The following is a 21594-nucleotide window of genomic DNA, read 5'->3' on the forward strand; positions in this document are numbered from 1 at the left end:
TATACCAAATGAATTGATTATCCCGCATTCAATGGCAGTTCAGGCTCGCACAGAGCTTCCTGGGGGCGGGGTTTTGCGGCGGTTTTCATCCGCTTGAACGCCCACAGAACGCGATCGGGCCGTCCGGCCACGCCGGAAATGACGATCTGCTGGGTGGGCCGGGCGGACTTGCTGTCGGGCAGGTAGATGCTTGTCTCCAGGGACAGTCTGCCGCCGCGCGCCGAGAAGCGCCAGCCAACCTTGTTGGGCAACAGCAACATGACACAGGCCCCGTCACGGGACAGGGTCGCCTTGACCGATGGGTGCAGATGGAAGCGGATAGCGAAGGCCGGATCGAGTTCCGCATCCGCAACCGGAGCATCGGGCAGCAGCCGGTCCTCGCCGCGCAGGTCCGCGCCATTGCTATCCAGAAACAGTTGTCTTTCGTGAACCAGCCCGAAGGTTCTGGCATACGCGGTGTGCCGGGCGGAAATGATGCTGCCGTGGTCCTCACTGCGCACTTCGGCGTCGGCATGGCCGTCGGTTATCAGCGCGGGAGTGTCGAACAGGCGGCTGGTGAAGAAATTATCTATGACGGTGCTGGTATCAATTTCACCCAATGTCAGGGTCGAGTGCGCCGATGTGCGCCGTGATGCCGCCTGCCATTGCGCATCGGCGCCTTGCCGGCTGCCGCAGTTTACGACAATGCGGTGCGGGCCGTCGCACAACTCGAATGCCAGCGGCGAGCAGGTCGCGTTCGCATTGCGGCCCGGCGCAGGCGGCATGCCGGTGTCCATGATGATCGATGCCCTGCCATGTGCAATGCGGCAATAACCGGTCAGCGGTGCAATGGTCAGCGGGCGGCCGTGGATCTGGTCTCTTTCCAGCACAGCCTTGATCCTGCCTGCGCTGGTCCTGGAAACGCCATTGAAAACGGCAAGCCCACCATCATTGTGCGACAGAAACCGCAGCATTGGCAGCATCCGTTCTATAGCAGCGTTGAACGGACCCGGTATTTCTATCAGGGCCTTGTTGAGCGCCTCGCGTAACGGAACCAGCAGGACCAGGAGATCCAGCAGGGTCTGTCCGTTGCGGGACACGTGGCCGCCGTCGGCCAGGATCTGCTGGTCCAGTTCGTGCGACAGACGGCACAGGGCGGTTTTCTGCAGGCTTTCCAGGCCGGTTGTGCCGAAGGTCGCGTAGACCATGGCTATCGCGGACATGAGCCTGTTTGTCGGAATGAAGTGATTGACACCGCGCCGCGCCAGCAGGCGGGTTTGCCGGGTCAGGCTGTTCATGAACGACGCCTCAAAGCTGCGGCTGGCACCCTGCAGCAGGAACGGTGCGCACTGTATCCAGTTGATCAGGCGGGTTGCCAGCGTTTGAGGGCGCCGGGCGCTGGTACTTTTGTAGACTTTCAGTTCCAGCCATTCCGCGACAATGCCGCGGGCGAAAATCCGGTAGAGCTGGGTGTTTCCGGCATGCAGGTCATGCAGCCAGCCAAAGCCGTTCAGCGCATCGTCAAATGCCGCCGGACGGGCGTCCGGCAATTCGAATATGGAGGTTCCCGCCAGAACGGCCCGGCAACCGGCAAGCTCGAATATGCCGCGATACAGGCCCGGTGCACGTGACGCATCGCCCTTGATGATGGCGGCAAGCGGCAGGCCGAGGCCGGTGCACCTGGCCATGGTCAGGCTGGGGATTTGCGGGGACGTCGCGCGCACGAGCCTGTTGACCAGCTGCTTGCTGCTCAGGCTGGCCAGGCCGGTCAGAACTGTCGATGCGGAATTCATGGGGCTCGGGCGCGGTTTCCGGACTGTGCATGTTGCCGGCAGGTTGCCTCAAGGGCAGCGTTATCCTGCAGGATCTCGGTGCACATTGAAGCCTGAAGTTCGTTAACGAATTGATAACAAGCTGTATCAGATTGCGGCTTTAACGAGCCGGGCGGCAAAAAAACCGTCCATGCCACGGACATCGCCGATCATGTGGTGCGGAAGTGTTCTGAAATCACCGGCCTTGCTTATGAGATCGGCGGGGATGTGTTTCTCGCCTGCTGCAATCGGATGCCGCTTGAAATCGCCGTGCTCGTTGAGGAACTGGGATATCTGCTTGGGGCCTTCATCGGCAAGCAATGAACACACCGCATAGACAAGTGTACCGTCCGGCTTCAGCAAGGTGGCGGCCTTGCGCAGCAGTTTGCGCTGCAGTGCGAGCAGCAGTTTGACATCGTCATTGCCCCTGACATAGGGCATGTCGGGATGACGGCGTATGGTACCGGTGGCCGAACACGGCGCATCGAGCAGGATTACGTCAAACAGCTGTTCGGCTTCGAACTCCAGCGCATCAATGGCGACGCAGCTGGCCTCAAGCTTTGTCCGGGCAAGGTTTTCGGTCACTTTTTCAAGACGGAAAGCGGATGTATCCAGCGCGGTGACGGTCGCGCCTGCGGCGCACAATTGCAGTGTCTTGCCGCCCGGCGCGCTGCACATGTCCAGTGCGGTTTTGCCCTGTAAATCGTCGAACAGCATGGCCGGCAGCGAGGCGGCAACATCCTGCACCCACCAGTTGCCGTCCGCAAAACCCGGCAAGTCCGGAACGGCCGGATGCGGACTGTTCAAGCGCACGCTGCCGGTGGGCAGTTTAACACCCAGAGCCAGCAAGGCTTCGTCGGGCGCGCCGGTCCGGAAGGTCAGGTCGACGTCGGCCTGCTGTGTGTGTGCGTCGGCGATGTGCTCGGTTGTCTCAGGACCGTAGTCTGCCCGCAGCCTGGTGTTCAGCCATTTCGGCAAGTTGGTGTCGGCGGTTGGCAGTGCGGCCATTATGGCGTCCCGGTCGCGGCTGATATTGCGCAGCACCGCGTTGATCAGGCCCTTGAGCCGCTGGGCCTTTTCGTCCCTGGCCGCAAGTGCGACGCTTGTCGAGATCGCCGCGTGCGGCTCGGTTTCCATGAACAGCAACTGGGCAACGCCACACAGCAGGATCGCCGGCGCCCTGCCGGTGCGGGCGCGCAGTTTCTGCTCGATGTAGTTTTCCAGAACAGCCTCGATCTGACCTTTTCGGCGCAGCGCAGTGGCTGCCAGCGCGTGCGCAAAAGCGCGATCGCGCGGATCGTCAATACCGTCAAGGCTGTCGCTGAGCGCCTCTTCAAGGAACCGTCTCTCGTACAGTACAAGCGAGACGGCGTTGAGCGCGGCGGCGCGAAGGCCGAGGCCCTCGACTTCTATCGGGGGAGGTACGAACTTGCGGGCCCGCTTTTTCTTTTTTACCCCCACGGACCGTTGGTCCTCTTGCGGGATGCAGAACCTCTACCGGCCTTTGACCAGGGCCCGGCGGCAAACGCATCGGTGCGTCCGGGGGTATCATCAGAAAACACCTGAGGACCGGAATCCGACATTTGCTCCAGCGCCTCTATGCGGTTGTCGGTGTTGGGGTGGGTTGAAAACAGATTGTCCATACGTGCGCCTGACAGTGGATTGATAATGAACATGTGAGCCGTAGCCGGATTTGCTTCTGCAGTATCATTTTCAATCCGCTGTGCGCCAGAGGCGATTTTGCGCAACGCGTCAGCCAGTGCCTGTGGCTTGCCGCAGATTTCAGCGCCGCGCCGGTCGGCGGCGTACTCGCGGGTCCTGCTGATGGCCATCTGCACAAGCATGGCGGCTATGGGAGCGAGCAACATCATGGCGATGGTCCCGATCAGGCCGAGCGGATTGTTGCGGTCACGGCCACCGAAGAACATGGCGAAGTTTGCCAGCATTGAAATAGCACCGGCGATGGTCGCGGTGACCGTCATGATCAGGGTATCGCGGTTCTGGATATGGGCCAGCTCATGCGCCATCACGCCTTCAATTTCATCATAATTGAGCTGCTGCATCAGCCCTGTAGTGGCGGCAACCGCGGCGTTTTCCGGATCACGGCCGGTGGCAAACGCGTTCGGCTGCGGGTTGTTCATCACATAGACCTTCGGCATCGGCAGGCCGGCATTGTCGGCAAGCCGGGCAACCATCTTGTAAAGCTCTGGGTTCTGGGTTTCGCTCGCCAGTTCGGCGCCGTGCATCGACAGCACCGCCTTGTCGGAGTTCCAGTAGGCATACACATTGGTGCCCGCTGCAAAAACCAGCGCGATCACCATGCCCGTCTGGCCGCCCAGCATGAAGCCGATGACCAGGAACAGGGCCGTCATGCCCGCCAGCAACATTGCTGTTTTCATATAATTCATTGCTACACCTGAAAGCGTGCCCGCCATTTTGGGGCGGACACGTCGACACATTGCCAATAACCTGTAATGAACAGTATATGTTTGCTGACGCGCCATAATTCAATGAAAAGCCAGTCATGCCGGAGCAACCACCAGAAAAACCGCCTCTCAGCGATGCTGCCAAACGGGCGCTTGCGGAAGCCCGCAAGAGACGTGCAGAAGCAGGTTCCGAGGAGCTTCCTGTCGAGATTGACGGACGCGACGGGCCGGAGCCGACCAGGTTCGGAGACTGGGAAAAAAAGGGTATCACCAGCGATTTCTGACACCCTGATACAACCTGCCCCCTTGCGGGGCCGTTGCAACGTACTGTAGGACCCGCGCGAGCTTTCAAGCTTTCATCGACAGGAGAGAATTACAATGGGCATCAAGGGCTCAGTGAAAAAGGTCGTGCTGGCATATTCCGGCGGCCTTGATACGTCCATCATCCTGAAGTGGCTGGAAACCGAACTCGATGCAGAGGTCGTGACATTCACTGCCGACCTCGGACAGGGCGAGGAACTGGAACCGGCACGTGCCAAGGCCGAGATGATGGGCATCAAGGAAATCTACATCGAGGATGTGCGAGAAGAGTTTGTGCGTGACTTCGTGTTTCCGATGTTCCGGGCCAATACCGTTTATGAAGGAACCTACCTGCTCGGCACGTCCATTGCCCGGCCGCTGATCACCAAGCGGCTGGTGGAGATTGCAGCCGAGACCGGGGCGGACGCCATTGCCCATGGCGCCACCGGCAAGGGCAATGACCAGGTCAGGTTCGAACTTGCCGCTTATGCGCTCAACCCGGATATCAAGGTGATCGCGCCGTGGCGCGACTGGTCGTTCAAGTCCCGCACCGATCTGATCAACTTTGCCGAATTGAACCAGATTCCGGTGCCGAAGGACAAGCAGGGCGAAGCGCCGTTTTCAGTGGATGCCAACCTGCTGCACTCGTCATCAGAAGGCAAAGTGCTGGAAGATCCGAACGTGGAACCGCCGGAGTATGTGTTCCAGCGCTCCGTCAGTCCCGAGGACGCACCTGACAGCGCTACGATCATCGAGATCGGCTTCGAGAAAGGGGACGCGGTTTCCATCGACGGCAAGGCATTGTCTCCGGCAACCGTGCTGGCGACGCTCAATGACCTGGGCCGCGACAACGGCATCGGCCGGCTTGACCTTGTCGAAAACCGGTTTGTCGGCATGAAGTCGCGCGGGGTCTATGAAACACCGGGCGGCACAATCCTGCTGGCGGCTCACCGGGCCATGGAATCCATCACGCTGGATCGTGAGGCGGCTCACCTGAAAGACAGCCTGATGCCGCAGTATGCCAAGATGATCTATAACGGCTTCTGGTTCGCGCCGGAACGCGAAATGCTGCAGGCGCTGATCGACAAGAGCCAGGAGCATGTCGAAGGCACGGTCAGGCTGAAGCTTTACAAGGGCAATGTCACGGTCATCGGGCGCGCTTCGCCGAAGTCACTTTACTCGGACGAACTGGTGACGTTCGAGGATGATCGCGGCGCCTATGACCAGAAGGATGCCGAAGGCTTCATCCGGCTCAACGCCCTGCGCCTGCGGACACTGGCTGCGAGGAAACGCAACAGCTAGGGCCACAGGACGCCGGCGAAACAGGATCACAGCACGATCTCGCAAGGTTGTGAAAACGGGTGTTGCTCATTCCGTGCAATATGACGGGCATGATCAGGTTCATTTTCATTCTGGCTTGCTTCACCGTACTGGCGGCGCCCGCTTCGGCGCAGCAGTCAGATCGTGGCCACAAGCTAAAGGATCGCATTATCAGGGCGCTGGCCGCCGAACCGGGGGACACCGGGCATGTGCTGGTCGGCCAGAAGGCCAAGGGAGCCGGGTCAGCGCTTGTGTTCAAAAGCCTGGACGGAACTGAAAGCTGGCGCACCCAGAACGGCAACGCGCCGCTCTCGCCAGAAGCAACAGACGTGCAGGCTGTTGCCGCGGTTTCGGCGGACCTGCTTCTGGCCGGGACGTGGAAACACGGGCTTTATGTGTCGCGCGATGGCGGCGGCAGCTTTATCCGCGTGACCGGTTTTCCCGGCGCCGATATTCGCGATCTGCAGGTTGCGGGCGACAGCATATACGCGGCCACGCCACGCCATGGCATCCTTGTCAGCACGGATGAAGCGAAAACCTGGACCCCGATTGGGCCAAACAAGGAGTTCTTCTGGTCGCTCAGCACTTACGGTGATGCGCTTTACGCCAGTTCGCTGGAAAGCGGAGTGTTCCGCAGACGCGACGGCGAATGGAAGAAGATATTTGCTGACGACAAGGCCTCGGCTTTTGCAGCTGCCTCTCATCGCCGTGCTGTTGCCGGAAATAGCGGGCTCTACATCGCCGAGCACGGGCCGTGGCGGCAGACCCTGAAGGGCGAGAAACTTGCCGACGTCCTGATGCCCGACAATGACACCATTCTGGCCGCGTCGTGGAGCAATGGTATTGCCGTGGTAGCCCCCGGGGGCCGGGTACGGCAACGGCTTTTAAAAGGCAAGGCGGTTGTGCGCCTGCAGATTGCAGGCGACAGGCTACTGGCGGGAACCTGGGGCGACGGGCTGCACATCATCCCGCTCTCCCAGATCATCCGCAAACGCACGCCACTGATCGATGCGGTGGTGAAAAACGATATCGCCGCGGTGGCGCAGCTTCTGCGAGACGGCGCCGATCCGGACGGGTTCGATGCAAGCCGCAACACAGCCCTGATATTCGCGGCGCGGGACGGACAGGCAGAGATGGCAAATCTGCTCATCGATGCCGGCGCCACTCCGGGCTGGGTCGATGGCGAGCAGGTCACCCCGTTGATACTGGCGGCTTTCAGGAACCATATCGATATCGTCCGGCTGCTGCTGGCGCGCAAGGTCGACCGCGACCACCGCGACAGGTCGGGACGAACAGCGAAGGATTATGCCGCCGAGCGTAGCGAGACGGATCCGGTCTACCGGTTGCTTGGGGAGTGAGCGGAGGGTTGCCTGCGACGCAAAGCGGAGCTTTCTATTTCAGCCGGTATGTCCGCCAGTCGGCCTCGAACGTATCGCTGTCTGAAGTGAGGAGATTGATGCTGCCGTCCTTGTCAACAACAGGACCGCAATCAAGCAAACCGTCGAGATCGTCATAAAACGAACCTTCGACAAGGCTTTCAAAACCCGGTAATTCGTTCTCCCTTCCGCAGAAATCCTTAGTGGAGACACATGCTCGTCTGCCATCAGCAAACACATCAATCCGTCTTGGTACGCGTCCTTCTGCATCTACCTGATAGAAAATTGTTACCGGCTCATCATCAAGCTGATGCACCCAATCACATCGATAGTAGTTAAACGTCATTCGCATTGATAACGCGGCCTGAACACGACCGCAATTCGCATTCAACCGGTACGAAGGTCTGTGTGGTTGAATTCCAACTCCGACTTGAAGTCCACGGCCGCTGCCCGGTGCTATGGTTCGCAACGTCCTGGGTCTGATCTCCCAATACATCCGGCGCCAGAACAGCCTTATTGTCTGGCTGATATCCGAAGTTCGGTCCTGATGTCGTGCGCCTGTTGATTACACCCGCTTCAATATGCCCATACCTTGTTAGCGATTGCTGTGTTACACGCGCGGTCAATTCAACAGCTTTTTTAAGTTCGGAAACGCTATGTCTCTTAGAAACATCGCCATCATCGCGCACGTCGATCATGGCAAGACCACCCTGATCGACCGTCTGCTGGCGCAGTCGGGCACCATGCGTGACAACCAGCGCATGGCCGAGCGCGCCATGGATTCCAATGATCTGGAGCGCGAGCGCGGCATCACGATCCTGGCGAAAGTCACGTCCGTCGACTGGCAGGGTGATCGCATCAACATTGTCGATACCCCGGGCCATGCCGACTTCGGCGGCGAAGTGGAGCGCATCCTGAACATGGTCGACGGCGCCATCCTGCTGGTCGATGCCGCCGAGGGTCCGATGCCGCAGACCAAATTCGTGCTGCAGAAAGCCCTGAAGATCGGCCTGCGTCCGATCGTGGCGATCAACAAGATCGACAAGGATGAAGAACGCCACCAGGAAGTCATCAACGAGGTGTTCGACCTGTTTGCCGCACTTGATGCCGACAATGACCAGCTCGACTTCCCGATCCTGTACGGCTCCGCCAAGCAGGGCTGGATGGCGACAGAGCCGGAAGGCCCAAAGGACGACATGACCCAGCTGTTTGACCTGGTGGTGAAACATGTGCCGGAACCCGTCGTGGAAGACGGCCCGTTCCGCATGCTGTCCACGACCATCGAGGCCAACCCCTATCTGGGCCGCATCCTCACCGGTCGCATCCGCTCGGGCACAGTAAAACCCAACCAGTCGATCAAGGCGCTGAACCGCGACGGCAAGCTGATCGAGCAGGGCCGGGTGTCCAAGGTGCTGGCGTTCCGGGGCCTTGAACGGACCCCGGTCGAGGAAGCCAAGGCCGGCGACATCGTTGCACTGGCCGGCCTGTCCAAGGCGACCGTGGCAGATACCCTGTGTGCGACGGATGTGAGCGAAGCGATTGAAGCCCAGCCGATCGACCCGCCGACACTGTCGATGACGTTTCGCGTCAATGACGGGCCGCTGGCCGGCAAGGAAGGCGACAAGGTGCAAAGCCGTGTCATCCGCGACCGCCTGCTGAAGGAAGCCGAAGGCAATGTGGCGCTTCAGATCAAGGACCTCGACGGCGAGGCCTACGAGGTGTCGGGCCGTGGTGAACTGCAGCTGGCCATCCTGATCGAGACCATGCGGCGTGAAGGCTTTGAACTCACTGTCGGGCGCCCGCGCGTGGTGATGCAGGTGGACGAGGCGACCGGCCAGCGCCAGGAGCCGGTGGAAGAGGTCATCATCGACGTTGATGAGGAGTTCTCCGGTGCGGTGGTGCAGAAGCTGTCGGAACGCCGGGCTGAACTGAAGGATATGCGCCCGTCAGGCGCAGGACGCCAGCGGCTGGTGTTCCATGCACCGACCCGTGGCCTGATCGGCTACCAGAGCGAACTTCTGACCGACACCCGCGGCACCGCCATCATGAACCGGCTGTTCCACGGTTATGCCTCGCACATGGGCATTATCCCGTCGCGCCATACCGGTGTCCTTCTGTCCAATGGCGAAGGTGAAGCGGTGGCGTACGCCCTGTGGAAACTGGAAGATCGCGGCCCGATGTTCGTGGAGCCGGGCATGAAGGTCTATAACGGCATGATTGTCGGTGAGCACACGCGCGGCAATGACCTTGAGATCAACGTGCTGAAAGCCAAGCAACTGACCAATATGCGCGCGTCCGGCAAGGATGACGCGGTGTTGCTGACCCCGCCAATCCGCATGACGCTTGAACGGGCCCTGAGCTACATCACCGATGATGAACTGGTGGAGGTTACGCCCAAGTCGATCCGCCTGCGCAAGGCCATTCTCGACGTCCATGAACGCAAGCGTGCGTCACGGCGCGATGATGAAGCGCTGAGTGCCTAAGGACCGGATTCAGATCACCTGATTACACGATTTTGCCCTGATCTTCCCTCACATATGTGACGTGATGATCAGGGCATTTTTTGTTAGGCTGATCAGCATCATCCTGACCCAATCAACAACAGCAAGGTTTTTCGATCATGGCGAACGAACAGGACATCAAGCCGGCACTGGTGAGCTGGGCCGGCAGTCACGGACTGCCTGATTTCAAAGCGATCGAGGACGCTGATTTCAAGACTGCCTTTGCGCCGGCCATGGCGCTTCACCTGGCCGAGATAGAGGCGATCGCCGACAATCCGCAACCGGCCGATTTTGACAATACGATTGCTGCGCTGGAACTGTCAGGCAAGGCATTGCGTAAAGTGCAGGCATTGTTCTGGCATCGTGCCGGTACCGACAGCACACCGGCCATTCAGGCGCTGGAGCGCGAGATCGGCCCGGAACTGGCAAAGCACCAGTCGGCCATATTCATGAATGACCACTTGTTTGCCCGCATTGACGCACTGCATGACAGCCGCACCGAAAGCGATCTTTCGTCCGAACAGATCCGGGTGCTGGAGCAGCACTACAAGAGTTTCGTGAAGCAGGGCGCAAAACTGGCGGCGGCCGAGAAAAAACGGCTGGCGGACATCGATCAGCGGCTCGCGGCGCTGGCTGCGCAGTTCGGCCAGAACGTACTGGCGGACGAGAAAGACTGGGTGCTGGTGCTGGAAAACGAGGATGACCTGGCCGGATTGCCGGACAGCCTGATAGCCTCCATGGCGGAAGCCGCCGCCCAGCGCGGCCATGACGGCAAGCATGCGGTTACCCTGTCACGGTCGATCATTGAACCGTTTCTGATTTCGTCATCACGACCAGATTTGCGACAGGCTGCGTTCGAGGCCTGGGCGGCGCGCGGTGAAAACGGCGGTGACAGCGACAACACGGAAACTATTGCCGAAACGCTGAAACTGCGTGACGAGAAAGCGCGGCTTCTGGGCTATGAGAACTTTGCTGCGCTGAAGCTGGACGGCACCATGGCCAAGCGCCCGACGGCCGTGGAAGACCTGCTCGGCAAGGTCTGGCCGGCGGCGAAGGCCAGTGCCGCGGACCATGCGGCGATGCTTGCGGAAATAGCGGTCGAGGAAGGCCATAACGAACCTCTCAAGGCTTCCGACTGGCGCTACTACACGGCAAAGCTGCGGGAACGGGAGTTCGATCTGGACGAAGCGGTGGTCAAACCGTACTTCCAGCTGGAAAACATGATCCAGGCAGCGTTTGACGTGGCCGGCCGGCTGTTCGGCCTGTCGTTCAGCGAACTGGCCAATGTGGCAGGTCCGCACGCGGATGCCCGGGTGTTTGAGGTGCGCAACAGGTCCGGTGACGTCAGCGGCGTGTTCATCGGCGACTATTTTGCCCGCTCGTCCAAGCGCTCCGGCGCGTGGATGAGCCTGTTGCAGAAGCAGCACGGCCTGGACGGTGGCCAGATCCCCATTGTGTTCAACGTGATGAATTTCGCCAAGCCGGCACAGGGGTCACCGGCCCTGCTGTCGCTGGATGATGCGCGGACGCTGTTCCACGAGTTCGGCCACGCCATGCACGGAATGTTGTCCAATGTGACCTATCCGTCGGTCTCCGGCACATCTGTTTCGCGGGATTTTGTCGAGCTGCCGTCGCAATTGTACGAGCACTGGCTGACGGTGCCCGAGATTCTCGAAAAACATGCGGTTCACGTGGAGACCGGCAAACCCATGCCACAGGAATTGCTGGACAAGGTGCTGGCCGCTCGAACCTTCAATGCAGGGTTTGATGCGATCGAGTACACGTCATCCGCCATTGTCGACATGCGTTTCCACCAGGCCTCGTCCGATGACAAGGCAAGTGCAAATCCTCTTGGCTTTGAAGCGGATGTGCTGGCGGAACTCGGCATGCCGGAGGCCATCATCATGCGGCACCGCACACCGCATTTCCTGCACGTGTTCTATGGCGACGGGTATGCGGCAGGCTATTACAGCTATATGTGGTCGGAGGTGCTGGATGCAGATGCGTTCAACGCTTTTGAAGAGGCAAGCGATCCGTTTGACCCGGCTCTGGCAAAACGGCTTGAGCAACACATCTACTCATCCGGAGATTCGGTTGACCCGGAAGCGGCTTACACGGCGTTTCGCGGGAAAATGCCGACGGCAGACGCGATGTTGCGCAAGCGCGGGCTGGCCGCCTGACGGGGCGGGGCTAGCTGGGATCGCCTGACAGGCGGCCGCGCTTTCCGTGGAATTCGGCCCTGTCGGTGCCGCACACAAAGTCCTGCGTCAGGCTGTCGGCTACCTGGCGGGCCAGCACGTTGGCATTCCTGTTGGCCAGCGCGTCGACATAGCCGACCACGCAGGCGCCTTTGTCGGCTTGCCGGCCGACGCGCGACACCACAAGCACCTGTCCGACCCGGGCTGGATCAGCCGAACCGGCGTCATCGGTGTTCTCGATGAACCAGCGCAGGATCGCAGCGACAGGCGTGCCGTCCTGCAGCCGCCACTCAACGGTTTCCGCCACCCGGTTCCACTGGGTAAAGCTCTGCCAGATACCGTTTCCGTCTGTTTCGACATATCCGAACTGTACGGAATGGCGCAGGTCACCTTCGGCGAAGTGGACCGCATAACCCTCATAACCGTCGCATAGCATGGACACCGATCCGCCTTCTTCGACTTCCTTGAGCACTTTGCAGGTCTTCTTGAAGTCCAGCTTGCTGTAGACGCTGCTTATCTGGCCAGCCTGAACAGGTAATACGAGTGCGACGAGAGTACAGGCAGTCAAAAGCAGTGTTCTCATGCTATTAGGGTCTCCATACAAAAGCTGCAGCTTTCCGGTTTCAGCCTGCTACACCCGAATATGAAGGAAATCAGATGCGCATAGACGCCATATCCATCGGGGCAAATCCGCCAGAAGAAGTCAATGTCATCATTGAAGTGCCGATTGGCGGCGAGCCCATCAAGTATGAAATGGACAAATCCGCCGGCACCATGGTGGTGGACCGGTTCCTGTATACGTCGATGCGTTATCCCGGCAATTACGGCTTCATTCCACATACCTTGTCGGAAGACGGCGATCCGGTGGACCTGCTGGTGATTTCACAGCGCATGCTGGTGCCGGGAGCCGTCATTGCGGTACGTCCCGTCGGGGTCATGAAAATGGTCGACGAGGCAGGCGGGGATGAGAAAATTATTGGTGTTCCGGTCAGCCGCATTACCAAGCGCTATGAAAAGGTGAATGACTACACCGACCTTCCCGAAATACAGGTCAGCCAGATCGAGCATTTCTTCCAGCACTACAAGGATCTCGAAGCAGGCAAGTGGGCCCGCACCGACGGCTGGGGAAATGCCGAGGAGGCGCGCGCCCTGATTGTCGAGGCCATCGAGCGGGCCAGGGCCGGGTAACCCGGTGGTTACACGCCCCTCTACATCTCGGGAACAGGAACACCCTTGATAGCACATGCGGCATGGACAGTGTTGTGCAGCAGGCAGGCAATGGTCATCGGACCGACGCCGCCGGGTACCGGGGTGATCGATCCGGCAGTTTTCGCACAGTCTTCATAGTCGCAATCGCCGACAATGCGGTTCTTGCCATCGCGCTCGATGCGGTTGATGCCGACATCGATGACACAGGCGCCGGGTTTCAGCCAGTCGCCCTTGACCATTTCAGCACGGCCAACGGCGGCAATGACCAGGTCCGCCCGTCCGACCACGCCGGGCAGGTCCTTTGTGCGGCTGTGAGCAATTGTCACCGTGCAGTTTTCCTGCAGCAGCAACTGGGCCACCGGCTTGCCGACAATGTTCGACCTGCCGATCACCACCGCTTCGAGGCCGGACAGGGAACCGAGTGCGTCCTTTGCCAGCATGACGCTGCCGACCGGCGTGCACGGCACCAGTGAGTCCTGGCCGGTCGCCAGGCGCCCGGTGTTGATCACATGGAACCCGTCCACATCCTTGTCCGGATTGATCGAGTTGATGACCTTGTTTTCGTCGATATGGTCCGGCAGGGGCAACTGCACCAGAATGCCGTGAATGGTCGGGTCGTTGTTGAGTTGCTCGACCACCGCCAGCAGGTCTGCCTCGGATGTCGAGGCGTCCAGCTTGTGTTCGACGGATTTCATGCCGACTTCAACGGTCTGTTTCGCCTTGTTGCGTACATAAACCTGGCTGGCGGGATCTTCGCCCACCAGCACAACAGCCAGCCCCGGCTCCAGGTCATGGTCGGATTTCAGGCCGGCAATTGCAGTTGCGATGCGTCCGCGAAGACCTTCAGCAAACTTTTTTCCGTCGATGACTTTGGCTGCGCACATGGGATTTTGATGCCTTCTCGTATGTTCAAAACTATTGCGGTATTTTGCGTGAGCTTCCGGCGAAGACCTGTTCCGCCCGCGTCAAAGTTGGTTCCAATGACGACAAATGGGCAGGAAATCAGACCAGATACTCGTGCAACAGTCTTTGCAGGAACATCAGTCCCAGCAGCAGGACCAGTGGTGACAGATCGATACCGCCAAGATCAGGCATGAACCGCCTGATGGGTCCGAGCATCGGTTCGGTCAGGCGATGCAGGGTGTAGTTGATCTGGCGCACGATGTTGTTTGAATTGTTCAACACGTTGAACGCGATCAGCCAGCTCATCACCACCATAATGATGATGATCCAGAAAATTATGTAGACGAGCTGGTCAAACAGCCAGAGGAGAGAAAGCATGATGCGGGCCTTGTTGGTGCAAACTGGAGTGCATGGTTTAGCCGGGGTGTTCTAAATGCGCAAGCAAAGGCGCTTGCGGTGATATTTAAAGGCGTTAGAGGAATTTATTAACACAAGGTTGATAAAATGGGCTGGTGTGGCCGAATTGCAACACTTTTGCAGAATCGTCCTACACTGACTTTAAACTAACGTGACGACATGGTAAGGATTCGTCGCTCACGAAACGACATTCAACATGCCGGGCCCAATTGCAATGTTCAACAGATCGAAATCAATTGCCGTGATCATGCTTGGGTTTGCCAGCATTGGTTTTCCTGCAGCAGTGTCGGCTAGCGACTATGATGATGTTTTCCGGGAAAGGTATGATTCTCCTGAAGATGTTGGCGTGCTGGGACGGTTTGTGTCGAAAGCGGTCGAGGTCGGACAGTACGACCAGGCAATCTCCACACTTGAACAGCACCTGGTGAAATATCCGCGTGATGCCAGGGCGCGGCTGAACCTTGCCAGCATATACACCAATGTCGGATCATGGGAGCTCGCCGCGCGGAACCTGGAAGTTGCGCTTTCGGTTGGTGACCTGACACCTGAAGAGACCAAACAGGCCGAGGAACTTGCCGGTAAGGTAAAGGGCGCGCTGAGTGGATTTGAGTGGGTGCTCGATCTGACCGTCGGCATCCGGTCGAAATGGATCGATGTCGAAGACCGGAACAACGAATGGCGAGACCGGCAGGACTGGAACCCGTTTGCTGCCGTCAACACGGCGCTGAAAATCGACCTGGATACGCCGTTGGATGATGTGCTGGTGATTTCAGCGTCCGGGCTGGTGGAACGCCGCTACGAAGACATCAACCAGGGTGCAGGCGATCCGTTTGACGGGTTCAGCTTGACCGACGGCATCTATGCGCATCATCGCGGCCGGATCGCCGCAACGCTGGACAAGGGCATACCGGTGGTGGAACTGGATGCGATGCGTATCCAGATCTCCGCGTTCGGGCAGTTCCGCACATACAACCCGAGCGTGACCGAGGTTGCATTGGGCACATCAGTGCGTGCAATCGTGCAACCGTCCGTTGACACATCGTTTTATGGCGAGGTTTCCTATGCCAATCTGAGCCAGTCGAACAATCTGAGCGCCGAACACCGGTTCGGAGCCGAGGTCGGCGCCAGCAGACGACTGACGGCAGAACACACAGTTGGCATGGCGGCGCGCTATCAGCGCGAAATAACTGACGGCGGCACTACGGTTAACCGGCAGCGTGAGATTGAATTGAGCTATGCCGGTGTGTTGCCCTATCAGGTTTTCGGGGCACTGTGGACACAACAGGTTGCCGGGGCATATGGGGATTTCAGTACCAGGGATGGTGCTTTCAATCCGGCATTTGCTACTGCCGGAACTGGCACATACTGGCGGGCAAGCTGGGATCATGCCTTCCATCTGGACGGCTACAACAGAATTAATCTGGGGTATTTGGTACGCGAGAACGAGTATGACGGTATTGGGCCATTTGATTTCGACCCTGGTTCCATGTCGCATACATTGAGCATGAGCTTTACGAAAAGCTTCTAACGCCAAAAAGGCCGATGAAATGAAAAACAATACACGTAGAATTGCCAGTCTCGCCTGCGCTGCGGTGCTGTGCGTGCTGGCGCCGGTAGGCGCATTTGCCGAATCGGTCGGCAAGCTGACGGCAGTGCAGACCCAGGTCAGAAAGGCCGGAACCGGTGTCATCGGCGTTGGTGCGGGTGTGGCGCTGGGTGACCGGCTGCGCAGCAATGCGACCGGCCTTGGCCTGATTGTCTTCCAGGACCAGTCGAGCGTGAAGCTGGGACCGAATTCGAACCTGACTATTGACGAGTTTGTCTACAGCCCCGGCAGCAACGGTAATTTCGGCATCAGCATGGATCGCGGCGTGTCGCGGTTTTTCGGTGGCCAGGTGTCCAAGAAGGGCAAGATGAAAATCACGACGCCACATGTCATCCTCGGGGTGCGCGGCGGCATTGTGGACGCCAAGATCGAAGGTGGTGAGACGATCGGTATCCTGCGCGCCGGCAAACTGACATGTGTTATTGAAGGTGAGACCCGTGTGATCACCAAACCCGGCTTTGCCTGCGTTTCCAATGGCGATTCGATCAGCGTGATCAAGCTTCCGAACGTCCTGGACATTCTTGACAGCCCGGCCCGTATCGCAGGCACCAATGCGCCGGGTAACAAGGGGCCGGGCCTTGAAGTCGATGCCGGTTGTGCGGGAGCCGGCGCCAGCCTGATACCGGCCTGTCAGAGCCAGAACGGACAATTGCCCAATCCCGGCACCACCGGCAGAGATCCCGGCGGTATTGGTCCGATTATCCGGACCGGACCTGATGACGGCTATGGCGGCAGCCCGGACCTGTCCAACTTTCGCGACCAATGATTTGTGAACAAACTGTATGACCGCTTCCGTACGCGACTGGGGGTTCTCGGTCTGATCGGATTGCTGGTTGCGTCGCACGTTGTTTTCAACACAAGTCTGGATGAGCTGCGCGGAAAGTCATTCGATTTCTACCAGACCCTGAGCCCGAGAACCGCCACCGCCGACAAAGTGGTGGTGGTCGGTGTTGACGATGAAACCATAGGCGTCGAAGGACGCTGGCCGTGGCCGCGCAATCGCATTGCAGATCTTATTACCGCAATTCATGCATCGGGCGTTTCGGTACTTGGCATTGATGTCCTGTTTTCAGAACCGGACGAGAGTCCCGGTGGGGTTGCCCGTGACGACCAGCTGGCCAAATCCATTGCATCGTCTGCGACAATACTTGCAACCAGTATCGGTGATTTTCCCGGATCCAGCATACCCGACACCAGTGTCGGCTGGGCGGTTGTGGGAAACGGCAATGCACAAGCCCTGCCATGGCAACCGGGCATCATCACCTCGACCGCCACCGTGCGGGCAGGTGCCGCGGGCCTGGGCATTGTCCGGTCTGTTTCTGACAGCGATGGCGTGGTGCGCACGGTTCCGCTGGTCTGGGCGTCAAAGACGGCGGATCAGTTGGCCCTGTGGCCCGCCTTCAGCCTGGAACTTGCCAGGGTCTACAAGTCAGGCACCGGATATGCCCTGCGGGTCCGCCCGTCCGGATTTGAAGCGCTGAAACTCGGCGATACGGTCATTCCTCTGTCAAATGGAGGGGCCGTTTGGCTCTGGGAACAGTCCAAGCCAATACCGAGAGTGTCTGCACTCGATGTCATGGCCGGCAAGGCCGGTGATACTCTCAAGGGCAAAATCGCCATTCTGTCGGTGAACGCGCTCGGTGTGGACAAGTTTCATACAACACCTACGGTGGCGGCGCGGTCGGGTGCAGAAATCCACGCTGTACTCGCAAACCAGATTCTGGATGGCAGGTTTTTGTCCGAGCCGGGTGATGCAAAGCGGGTTGAGCGCCTGTGGTTTCTGGTATCGGCCCTGCTGTTGCTGACGGCATCCTACTTTTTCGCCAGCCGGATATGGCTGCTGCTGGCAGCCGGGCTGGCGTTGTGCCTGGCGCCGTTGCTGGCGGGCTATGCGGCTTATCTGCAGACCGCGCAATTGTATGAACCGGTCCAGCCGGCGGTCGGACTGGCGGCGGTTGCGCTGGCGGAGGTCTACAGCCTGTTTCGCGAATCAGATGCCCGGCGTCAGCAATTGTCACGGCAGTTTTCGCAATACCTGTCACCGAACATTGTTGCCATGTTGAGCGAATCCCGGCGCGATCTGACCACCAGCGCCGAGAAGCGCGAGATTACTGTCCTGATGATGGACATGCGCGGCTTTACCTCAAGCAGCGAAAGCCTGCCCGCAGATGAAATAAATGCAACGGTGAACCGTTTCCTGACATTGGCCAGCCAGGAGATATTCAAGCGCGACGGCACCATCGACAAATTCATGGGCGATGCCATCCTGGCATTCTGGAATGCCCCGGTGGATCAGGCAGATCACACCGACCGGGCCCTGGAATCGGTGCTGGCCATCCGCGCTTCGCTTGAGGTCGAGAACGTACAGCGGGAAAAAGACGGCAAGCCGCCGATACGGGTGGGGGCCGGGATTGAGACCGGCATCTGCTCGGTTGGTAATTTCGGATCGGATATCAGGTTCGATTATACCGCGATCGGGTCCAGCGTGAACATGTCGGCGCGGCTTGAATCAGCAACCAAGGCGACCGGTTGCCCTGTATTGCTGGGGCCTGGTTTCGCCCAGCGCCATGTTGACGACATCGAACCGGTTGACCGAATTGAGCTGTCCGGCTTTGCCAATCCGGTGCAGGTGTTCGCGCCGATCGGTCTGAAACCGCCGGCCAAACCGTCAGCCGGCAGGCAGGCTGCAAAGAAAAAGCGAAAGGCCTGAACGCAAGCCTTCCGCTTTCTGTGTAATCTGGTTGAGTACGCTATACAATGATCTCAACGCTGCTGAGGGTCACGCAATCATCGTGCCAAACCAGTTTCCAGCTAAATGTAGTGTGCAACAACTTGCTGGCCGCAATATGGAGCATTGTGGCGAAGAAAGCCGTCAGGGCATGTTTGCAGGTTGCACAGGCCGGTTTTGCAAAATGCAATGCCGGTCTATTCAGCGGCCAGCACTGATACGGGCGCTTGTGCGGTTGCCAGCCAGTCGTCAAGAAACCTGTCCAGCCATACATCAACCGACGGGTCATGCACGAAACGGTCGCTGAAATGACTGTCGCGAGGCCGGGCGCCGGGCAATGCCAGTCTTTCCTCTGCCTTGACCAGCCAGCGGTTCATCATTTTCTGCGTGACCTCGGGATGAAACTGGATGGCAAATGCGGTATCGCCATAACGGAAGGCCTGATGCGGGAAGTGGCCCTGCGACGTGGCCAGGCAAACCGCACCGTCAACCAGTTCAAACCCTTCGCGATGCCACTGGTAGACCTTTTGCGGCCAGGGGCCATAGGCAGCACCTTCGGCAGTTTCGGAAATGCCGTAATAACCTATCTCGGCCCGGTCATCGGGAAACCCGAACACTTTGCCGCCCAGGTGCCGGGCCAGCATCTGGCCGCCGAGACAAATGCCCAGGAACGGAACACCTGTATCGAGCGGCTTTGAGATCCAGTCGATTTCGGTGCGGACATAATCGTGCTCGCAGTCGTCATTGGCGCTCATCGGGCCGCCGAAAATGATCGCGCCCGCATAGTCTTCAATGTTGTCCGGCAGGGCTTCGCCCAATGCAGGCTTGCGGATATCGAGCTCATAGCCCTTCTGTATCAGCTTCATCCCGACGCGGCCCGGCGTCGAGGTTTCCTGGTGCAGCACTATGACGATGCGTTTTTTCATTTTTCCTTACGGGTGCGGTTTCGTTTTCAAGCACAATGAACCGGTCAGGCCGGATTACATTGCGGATACACCACCATCCAGTTTTAGTTCGGATCCTGTCATGAATGACGACTCGTTGCTGGCCAAGTAAACCACAGCCCATGCCACATCATCAACAGTTGCTATCCGGCCCAGCGGTATTTGCCTGGCCAGCTTGCTTCTGCCGACTTCAGGATCGTCAGCTTTCGTGACCTGATCAACCATATCTGTATCGACGAAGGCAGGATGTACAGAATTGCACCTCACGTCCGCATAGGCGCGCGCTGCGTGCAGGGCGACGGATTTTGTCAGCATGTGCACACCGGCCTTGGCCGCGTTGTAGGCGGCGAAATTGGCACTCGCGATCATCGAGGAGATCGACGCAATGTTGATGATCGATGCCGGTGCATTGCGTGACAGGACGGGCAAGGCGGCCTGACAGCCCAGATAGACGGATTTCAGGTCGACATCCATTGTGCGGTCCCAACCGGTCTCATCAAGATCCTCAACCGTGCCGGGAATGATAATGCCGGCATTGTTGATGAGGACATTGATGCCGTGCATCAGGTCTTCGGCTTGTGTGATCGCGGCGTTCCACGATTGCCTGCTGGTGACATCAAGCTCGATGGCGGGATGGCGGGAAACTCCGCCTGCCGCCCGGTCGGCTTCGCCAACATCGATGTCGGTGATCACCACGTCGCATCCCTGCGCGACCATGAGTTTGGCACAACCCAGGCCGATGCCTCTGGCTGCTCCGGTTATCAGGGCCTTCTTGCCTGCAAGTCTCATTCGGTTGTCTCCAGTTTGCCGACAATGACGGTGATGTGCCGGGCTGGCAAGTTTGTGCCTGAAAGAGGTGTAAAGACTATCCCGCAATATGGTTTGACCGGAACGGCCGATTGTGGGCATGAACACTGCAATCACAAACAACAGACCCTTTATGAGGAGACAAGACCAGATGAGCATCACGCTTGCCAAGAGCCGCAAAATTGTTTCGGTTGCACTGAAGAAGGCCCAGGAGATCGGGCTGACCAAGCCAATGACGGTTGTGGTGCTCGACGCACGCGGTACCGTGAAGGCATGTGAGAGCCAGGACGGCAGTTCGACACTGCGGTTCAAGATTGCCTTCGGCAAGGCCAATGGCTGTATCGGACTTGGTATCGGTGCCCGTGCGATATTTGCCCGGGCCAACGAGCAGGCCTATTTCATTCAGGCAGTAAATGCCCTGGCTGACGGCAACCTGGTTCCGGTACCCGGCGGCGTGCTGGTGCGGGACCGCAAGGGGGCGATAATAGGGGCGGTCGGTGTAACAGGCGACACGTCCGACAATGACGAAATCTGCGCAGTTGCCGGTATTGAAGCGGCAGGCTTGCAGCCAGATACGGGCGCTTAATCCGGGCCGGGCTGCCAGCCATCCGGCGCCATCTCGAAGCCGGAAAATTCAAAGCCCGGCGCTACCGTACATCCGACAAGGGTCCAGTCCCCGAGGCTTCTGGCGGATTGCCAGGCGCCTGCCGGGATAACCAGCTGTGGCCGTGCATTGCCGGTCAGGTCGGCGCTGAGTTGATGACGGGTCACGCCGCGGCCATCCGGTGACAGAGTGAGTTCCAGCGCGGCTCCTGCATACCAGTGCCAGGCCTCGGCTGCGTCGACCCGGTGCCAGTGGCTTACCTCACCTGCCTGCAGCAGGTAGTAGATCGCGGTCCCCGCACTGCGGTCGCCCGGCTCCGCCGGTGCCCGCCAGGTTTCGCTGAAGTGACCACCTTCAGGATGAGGTTCGAGATCAAGAATTTCAATAATCCGGGCTGCATCCATTATCCGGTGTTCCTGCTTTTGAGATTACGATTAGACTACCAGACGTCGACTTGAAAATTGA

Annotated in this window: 20 protein-coding genes; 10 read left to right on the forward strand and 10 right to left on the reverse strand. The window is 58.9% G+C overall.

Annotation, left to right across the window (positions count from 1 at the left end; translation table 11 throughout):
* Positions 1–17: 17 nt before the first annotated feature.
* From DHN55_RS05215 to htpX, 3 genes are all read right to left on the reverse strand, one after another.
* The gene (locus DHN55_RS05215; protein ID WP_108880292.1) at positions 18–1772 is read right to left on the reverse strand and encodes a heparinase II/III domain-containing protein; all 1755 of its coding nucleotides are present in this window, start codon (positions 1770–1772) and stop codon (positions 18–20) included.
* 126 nt (positions 1773–1898) lie between these two features.
* Entirely contained in the window at positions 1899–3251 is a 1353-nt protein-coding gene (locus tag DHN55_RS05220) for a transcription antitermination factor NusB (RefSeq protein WP_108880293.1), read from the reverse strand.
* A complete protein-coding gene (gene htpX, locus DHN55_RS05225; protein ID WP_108880294.1) occupies positions 3242–4198 on the reverse strand; it encodes a zinc metalloprotease HtpX in 957 nt (318 codons plus the stop codon). The genes DHN55_RS05220 and htpX overlap by 10 nt, the downstream gene beginning before the upstream one ends.
* A 116-nt stretch (positions 4199–4314) precedes the next feature.
* Between htpX and DHN55_RS05230 the strand changes: the two genes are divergently transcribed.
* The 3 genes from DHN55_RS05230 (at position 4315) to DHN55_RS05240 (ending at position 7194) form a co-directional block, all read left to right on the forward strand.
* Positions 4315–4500, forward strand: a complete 186-nt coding sequence (locus DHN55_RS05230) for a DUF1674 domain-containing protein (RefSeq protein WP_108880295.1) — start codon at positions 4315–4317, stop codon at positions 4498–4500.
* Between the two features lie 94 nt (positions 4501–4594).
* Entirely contained in the window at positions 4595–5818 is a 1224-nt protein-coding gene (locus DHN55_RS05235; RefSeq protein WP_108880296.1) for an argininosuccinate synthase, read from the forward strand.
* Between the two features lie 89 nt (positions 5819–5907).
* Positions 5908–7194: an ankyrin repeat domain-containing protein gene (locus DHN55_RS05240; protein ID WP_337659942.1), complete on the forward strand. Its 1287-nt coding sequence runs from the start codon at positions 5908–5910 to the stop codon at positions 7192–7194.
* Positions 7195–7228: 34 nt separating this feature from the next.
* Here the strand turns inward: DHN55_RS05240 and DHN55_RS05245 are convergent, their stop codons facing one another.
* On the reverse strand, positions 7229–7558 hold the full coding sequence (locus DHN55_RS05245; RefSeq protein WP_108880298.1) for a DUF6881 domain-containing protein: 330 nt from the start codon (positions 7556–7558) through the stop codon (positions 7229–7231).
* Between the two features lie 310 nt (positions 7559–7868).
* Here DHN55_RS05245 and typA point away from each other — a divergent pair, with 310 nt between their 5' ends.
* Both typA and DHN55_RS05255 read left to right on the forward strand, forming a co-directional pair.
* Positions 7869–9695, forward strand: coding sequence for a translational GTPase TypA (gene typA / locus DHN55_RS05250; RefSeq protein WP_108880299.1), 1827 nt, complete (start codon positions 7869–7871; stop codon positions 9693–9695).
* A 137-nt stretch (positions 9696–9832) separates the two neighbouring features.
* The gene (locus DHN55_RS05255; RefSeq protein ID WP_108880300.1) at positions 9833–11893 is read left to right on the forward strand and encodes a M3 family metallopeptidase; all 2061 of its coding nucleotides are present in this window, start codon (positions 9833–9835) and stop codon (positions 11891–11893) included.
* Positions 11894–11903: 10 nt separating this feature from the next.
* Here DHN55_RS05255 and DHN55_RS05260 read toward each other — a convergent pair whose 3' ends face one another.
* A complete protein-coding gene (locus DHN55_RS05260) occupies positions 11904–12494 on the reverse strand; it encodes a hypothetical protein (protein WP_108880301.1) in 591 nt (196 codons plus the stop codon).
* Between the two features lie 74 nt (positions 12495–12568).
* Here DHN55_RS05260 and ppa point away from each other — a divergent pair, with 74 nt between their 5' ends.
* Entirely contained in the window at positions 12569–13099 is a 531-nt protein-coding gene (gene ppa, locus DHN55_RS05265) for an inorganic diphosphatase (protein ID WP_108880302.1), read from the forward strand.
* A 20-nt stretch (positions 13100–13119) separates the two neighbouring features.
* Here ppa and folD read toward each other — a convergent pair whose 3' ends face one another.
* Positions 13120–14004, reverse strand: a complete 885-nt coding sequence (gene folD / locus DHN55_RS05270) for a bifunctional methylenetetrahydrofolate dehydrogenase/methenyltetrahydrofolate cyclohydrolase FolD (protein WP_108880303.1) — start codon at positions 14002–14004, stop codon at positions 13120–13122.
* Between the two features lie 118 nt (positions 14005–14122).
* Complete coding sequence (locus tag DHN55_RS05275; protein WP_108880304.1) at positions 14123–14401, reverse strand: YggT family protein; 279 nt, start codon at positions 14399–14401, stop codon at positions 14123–14125.
* 253 nt (positions 14402–14654) lie between these two features.
* Here DHN55_RS05275 and DHN55_RS05280 point away from each other — a divergent pair, with 253 nt between their 5' ends.
* The 3 genes from DHN55_RS05280 to DHN55_RS05290 are packed head-to-tail and all read left to right on the forward strand — an operon-like array spanning position 14655 to position 18756.
* Positions 14655–15968, forward strand: coding sequence for a tetratricopeptide repeat protein (locus DHN55_RS05280; RefSeq protein WP_108880305.1), 1314 nt, complete (start codon positions 14655–14657; stop codon positions 15966–15968).
* Positions 15969–15987: 19 nt separating this feature from the next.
* On the forward strand, positions 15988–16812 hold the full coding sequence (locus tag DHN55_RS05285) for a FecR domain-containing protein (protein ID WP_108880306.1): 825 nt from the start codon (positions 15988–15990) through the stop codon (positions 16810–16812).
* Positions 16813–16815: 3 nt separating this feature from the next.
* Complete coding sequence (locus tag DHN55_RS05290) at positions 16816–18756, forward strand: CHASE2 domain-containing protein (protein WP_108880307.1); 1941 nt, start codon at positions 16816–16818, stop codon at positions 18754–18756.
* Between the two features lie 215 nt (positions 18757–18971).
* Here the strand turns inward: DHN55_RS05290 and DHN55_RS05295 are convergent, their stop codons facing one another.
* Positions 18972–19700 carry a glutamine amidotransferase gene (locus tag DHN55_RS05295; protein ID WP_108880308.1) on the reverse strand — a complete coding sequence of 243 codons (729 nt, stop codon included), beginning with the start codon at positions 19698–19700 and terminating at the stop codon, positions 18972–18974.
* 54 nt (positions 19701–19754) lie between these two features.
* Entirely contained in the window at positions 19755–20507 is a 753-nt protein-coding gene (locus tag DHN55_RS05300) for an SDR family oxidoreductase (RefSeq protein ID WP_108880309.1), read from the reverse strand.
* A gap of 169 nt (positions 20508–20676) precedes the next feature.
* Here DHN55_RS05300 and DHN55_RS05305 point away from each other — a divergent pair, with 169 nt between their 5' ends.
* Complete coding sequence (locus DHN55_RS05305; protein WP_108880310.1) at positions 20677–21111, forward strand: heme-binding protein; 435 nt, start codon at positions 20677–20679, stop codon at positions 21109–21111.
* Here the strand turns inward: DHN55_RS05305 and DHN55_RS05310 are convergent.
* On the reverse strand, positions 21108–21533 hold the full coding sequence (locus DHN55_RS05310; protein WP_108880311.1) for a cupin domain-containing protein: 426 nt from the start codon (positions 21531–21533) through the stop codon (positions 21108–21110). The genes DHN55_RS05305 and DHN55_RS05310 overlap by 4 nt on opposite strands.
* Positions 21534–21594 lie beyond the last annotated feature (61 nt).

This window comes from Anderseniella sp. Alg231-50 (assembly GCF_900149695.1).
Classification (GTDB): Bacteria; Pseudomonadota; Alphaproteobacteria; order Rhizobiales; family Aestuariivirgaceae; genus Anderseniella.

Coding starts and splice junctions, on each gene's coding strand:
- DHN55_RS05215 (WP_108880292.1), bottom strand. CDS start 1,772: ATGAATTCCGCATCGACAGTTCTGACCGGCCTGGCCAGCCTGAGCAGC.
- htpX (WP_108880294.1), bottom strand. CDS start 4,198: ATGAATTATATGAAAACAGCAATGTTGCTGGCGGGCATGACGGCCCTG.
- DHN55_RS05230 (WP_108880295.1), top strand. CDS start 4,315: ATGCCGGAGCAACCACCAGAAAAACCGCCTCTCAGCGATGCTGCCAAA.
- DHN55_RS05235 (WP_108880296.1), top strand. CDS start 4,595: ATGGGCATCAAGGGCTCAGTGAAAAAGGTCGTGCTGGCATATTCCGGC.
- DHN55_RS05240 (WP_337659942.1), top strand. CDS start 5,908: ATGATCAGGTTCATTTTCATTCTGGCTTGCTTCACCGTACTGGCGGCG.
- DHN55_RS05245 (WP_108880298.1), bottom strand. CDS start 7,558: ATGACGTTTAACTACTATCGATGTGATTGGGTGCATCAGCTTGATGAT.
- typA (WP_108880299.1), top strand. CDS start 7,869: ATGTCTCTTAGAAACATCGCCATCATCGCGCACGTCGATCATGGCAAG.
- DHN55_RS05255 (WP_108880300.1), top strand. CDS start 9,833: ATGGCGAACGAACAGGACATCAAGCCGGCACTGGTGAGCTGGGCCGGC.
- DHN55_RS05260 (WP_108880301.1), bottom strand. CDS start 12,494: ATGAGAACACTGCTTTTGACTGCCTGTACTCTCGTCGCACTCGTATTA.
- ppa (WP_108880302.1), top strand. CDS start 12,569: ATGCGCATAGACGCCATATCCATCGGGGCAAATCCGCCAGAAGAAGTC.
- folD (WP_108880303.1), bottom strand. CDS start 14,004: ATGTGCGCAGCCAAAGTCATCGACGGAAAAAAGTTTGCTGAAGGTCTT.
- DHN55_RS05275 (WP_108880304.1), bottom strand. CDS start 14,401: ATGCTTTCTCTCCTCTGGCTGTTTGACCAGCTCGTCTACATAATTTTC.
- DHN55_RS05280 (WP_108880305.1), top strand. CDS start 14,655: ATGTTCAACAGATCGAAATCAATTGCCGTGATCATGCTTGGGTTTGCC.
- DHN55_RS05285 (WP_108880306.1), top strand. CDS start 15,988: ATGAAAAACAATACACGTAGAATTGCCAGTCTCGCCTGCGCTGCGGTG.
- DHN55_RS05295 (WP_108880308.1), bottom strand. CDS start 19,700: ATGAAAAAACGCATCGTCATAGTGCTGCACCAGGAAACCTCGACGCCG.
- DHN55_RS05300 (WP_108880309.1), bottom strand. CDS start 20,507: ATGAGACTTGCAGGCAAGAAGGCCCTGATAACCGGAGCAGCCAGAGGC.
- DHN55_RS05305 (WP_108880310.1), top strand. CDS start 20,677: ATGAGCATCACGCTTGCCAAGAGCCGCAAAATTGTTTCGGTTGCACTG.
- DHN55_RS05310 (WP_108880311.1), bottom strand. CDS start 21,533: ATGGATGCAGCCCGGATTATTGAAATTCTTGATCTCGAACCTCATCCT.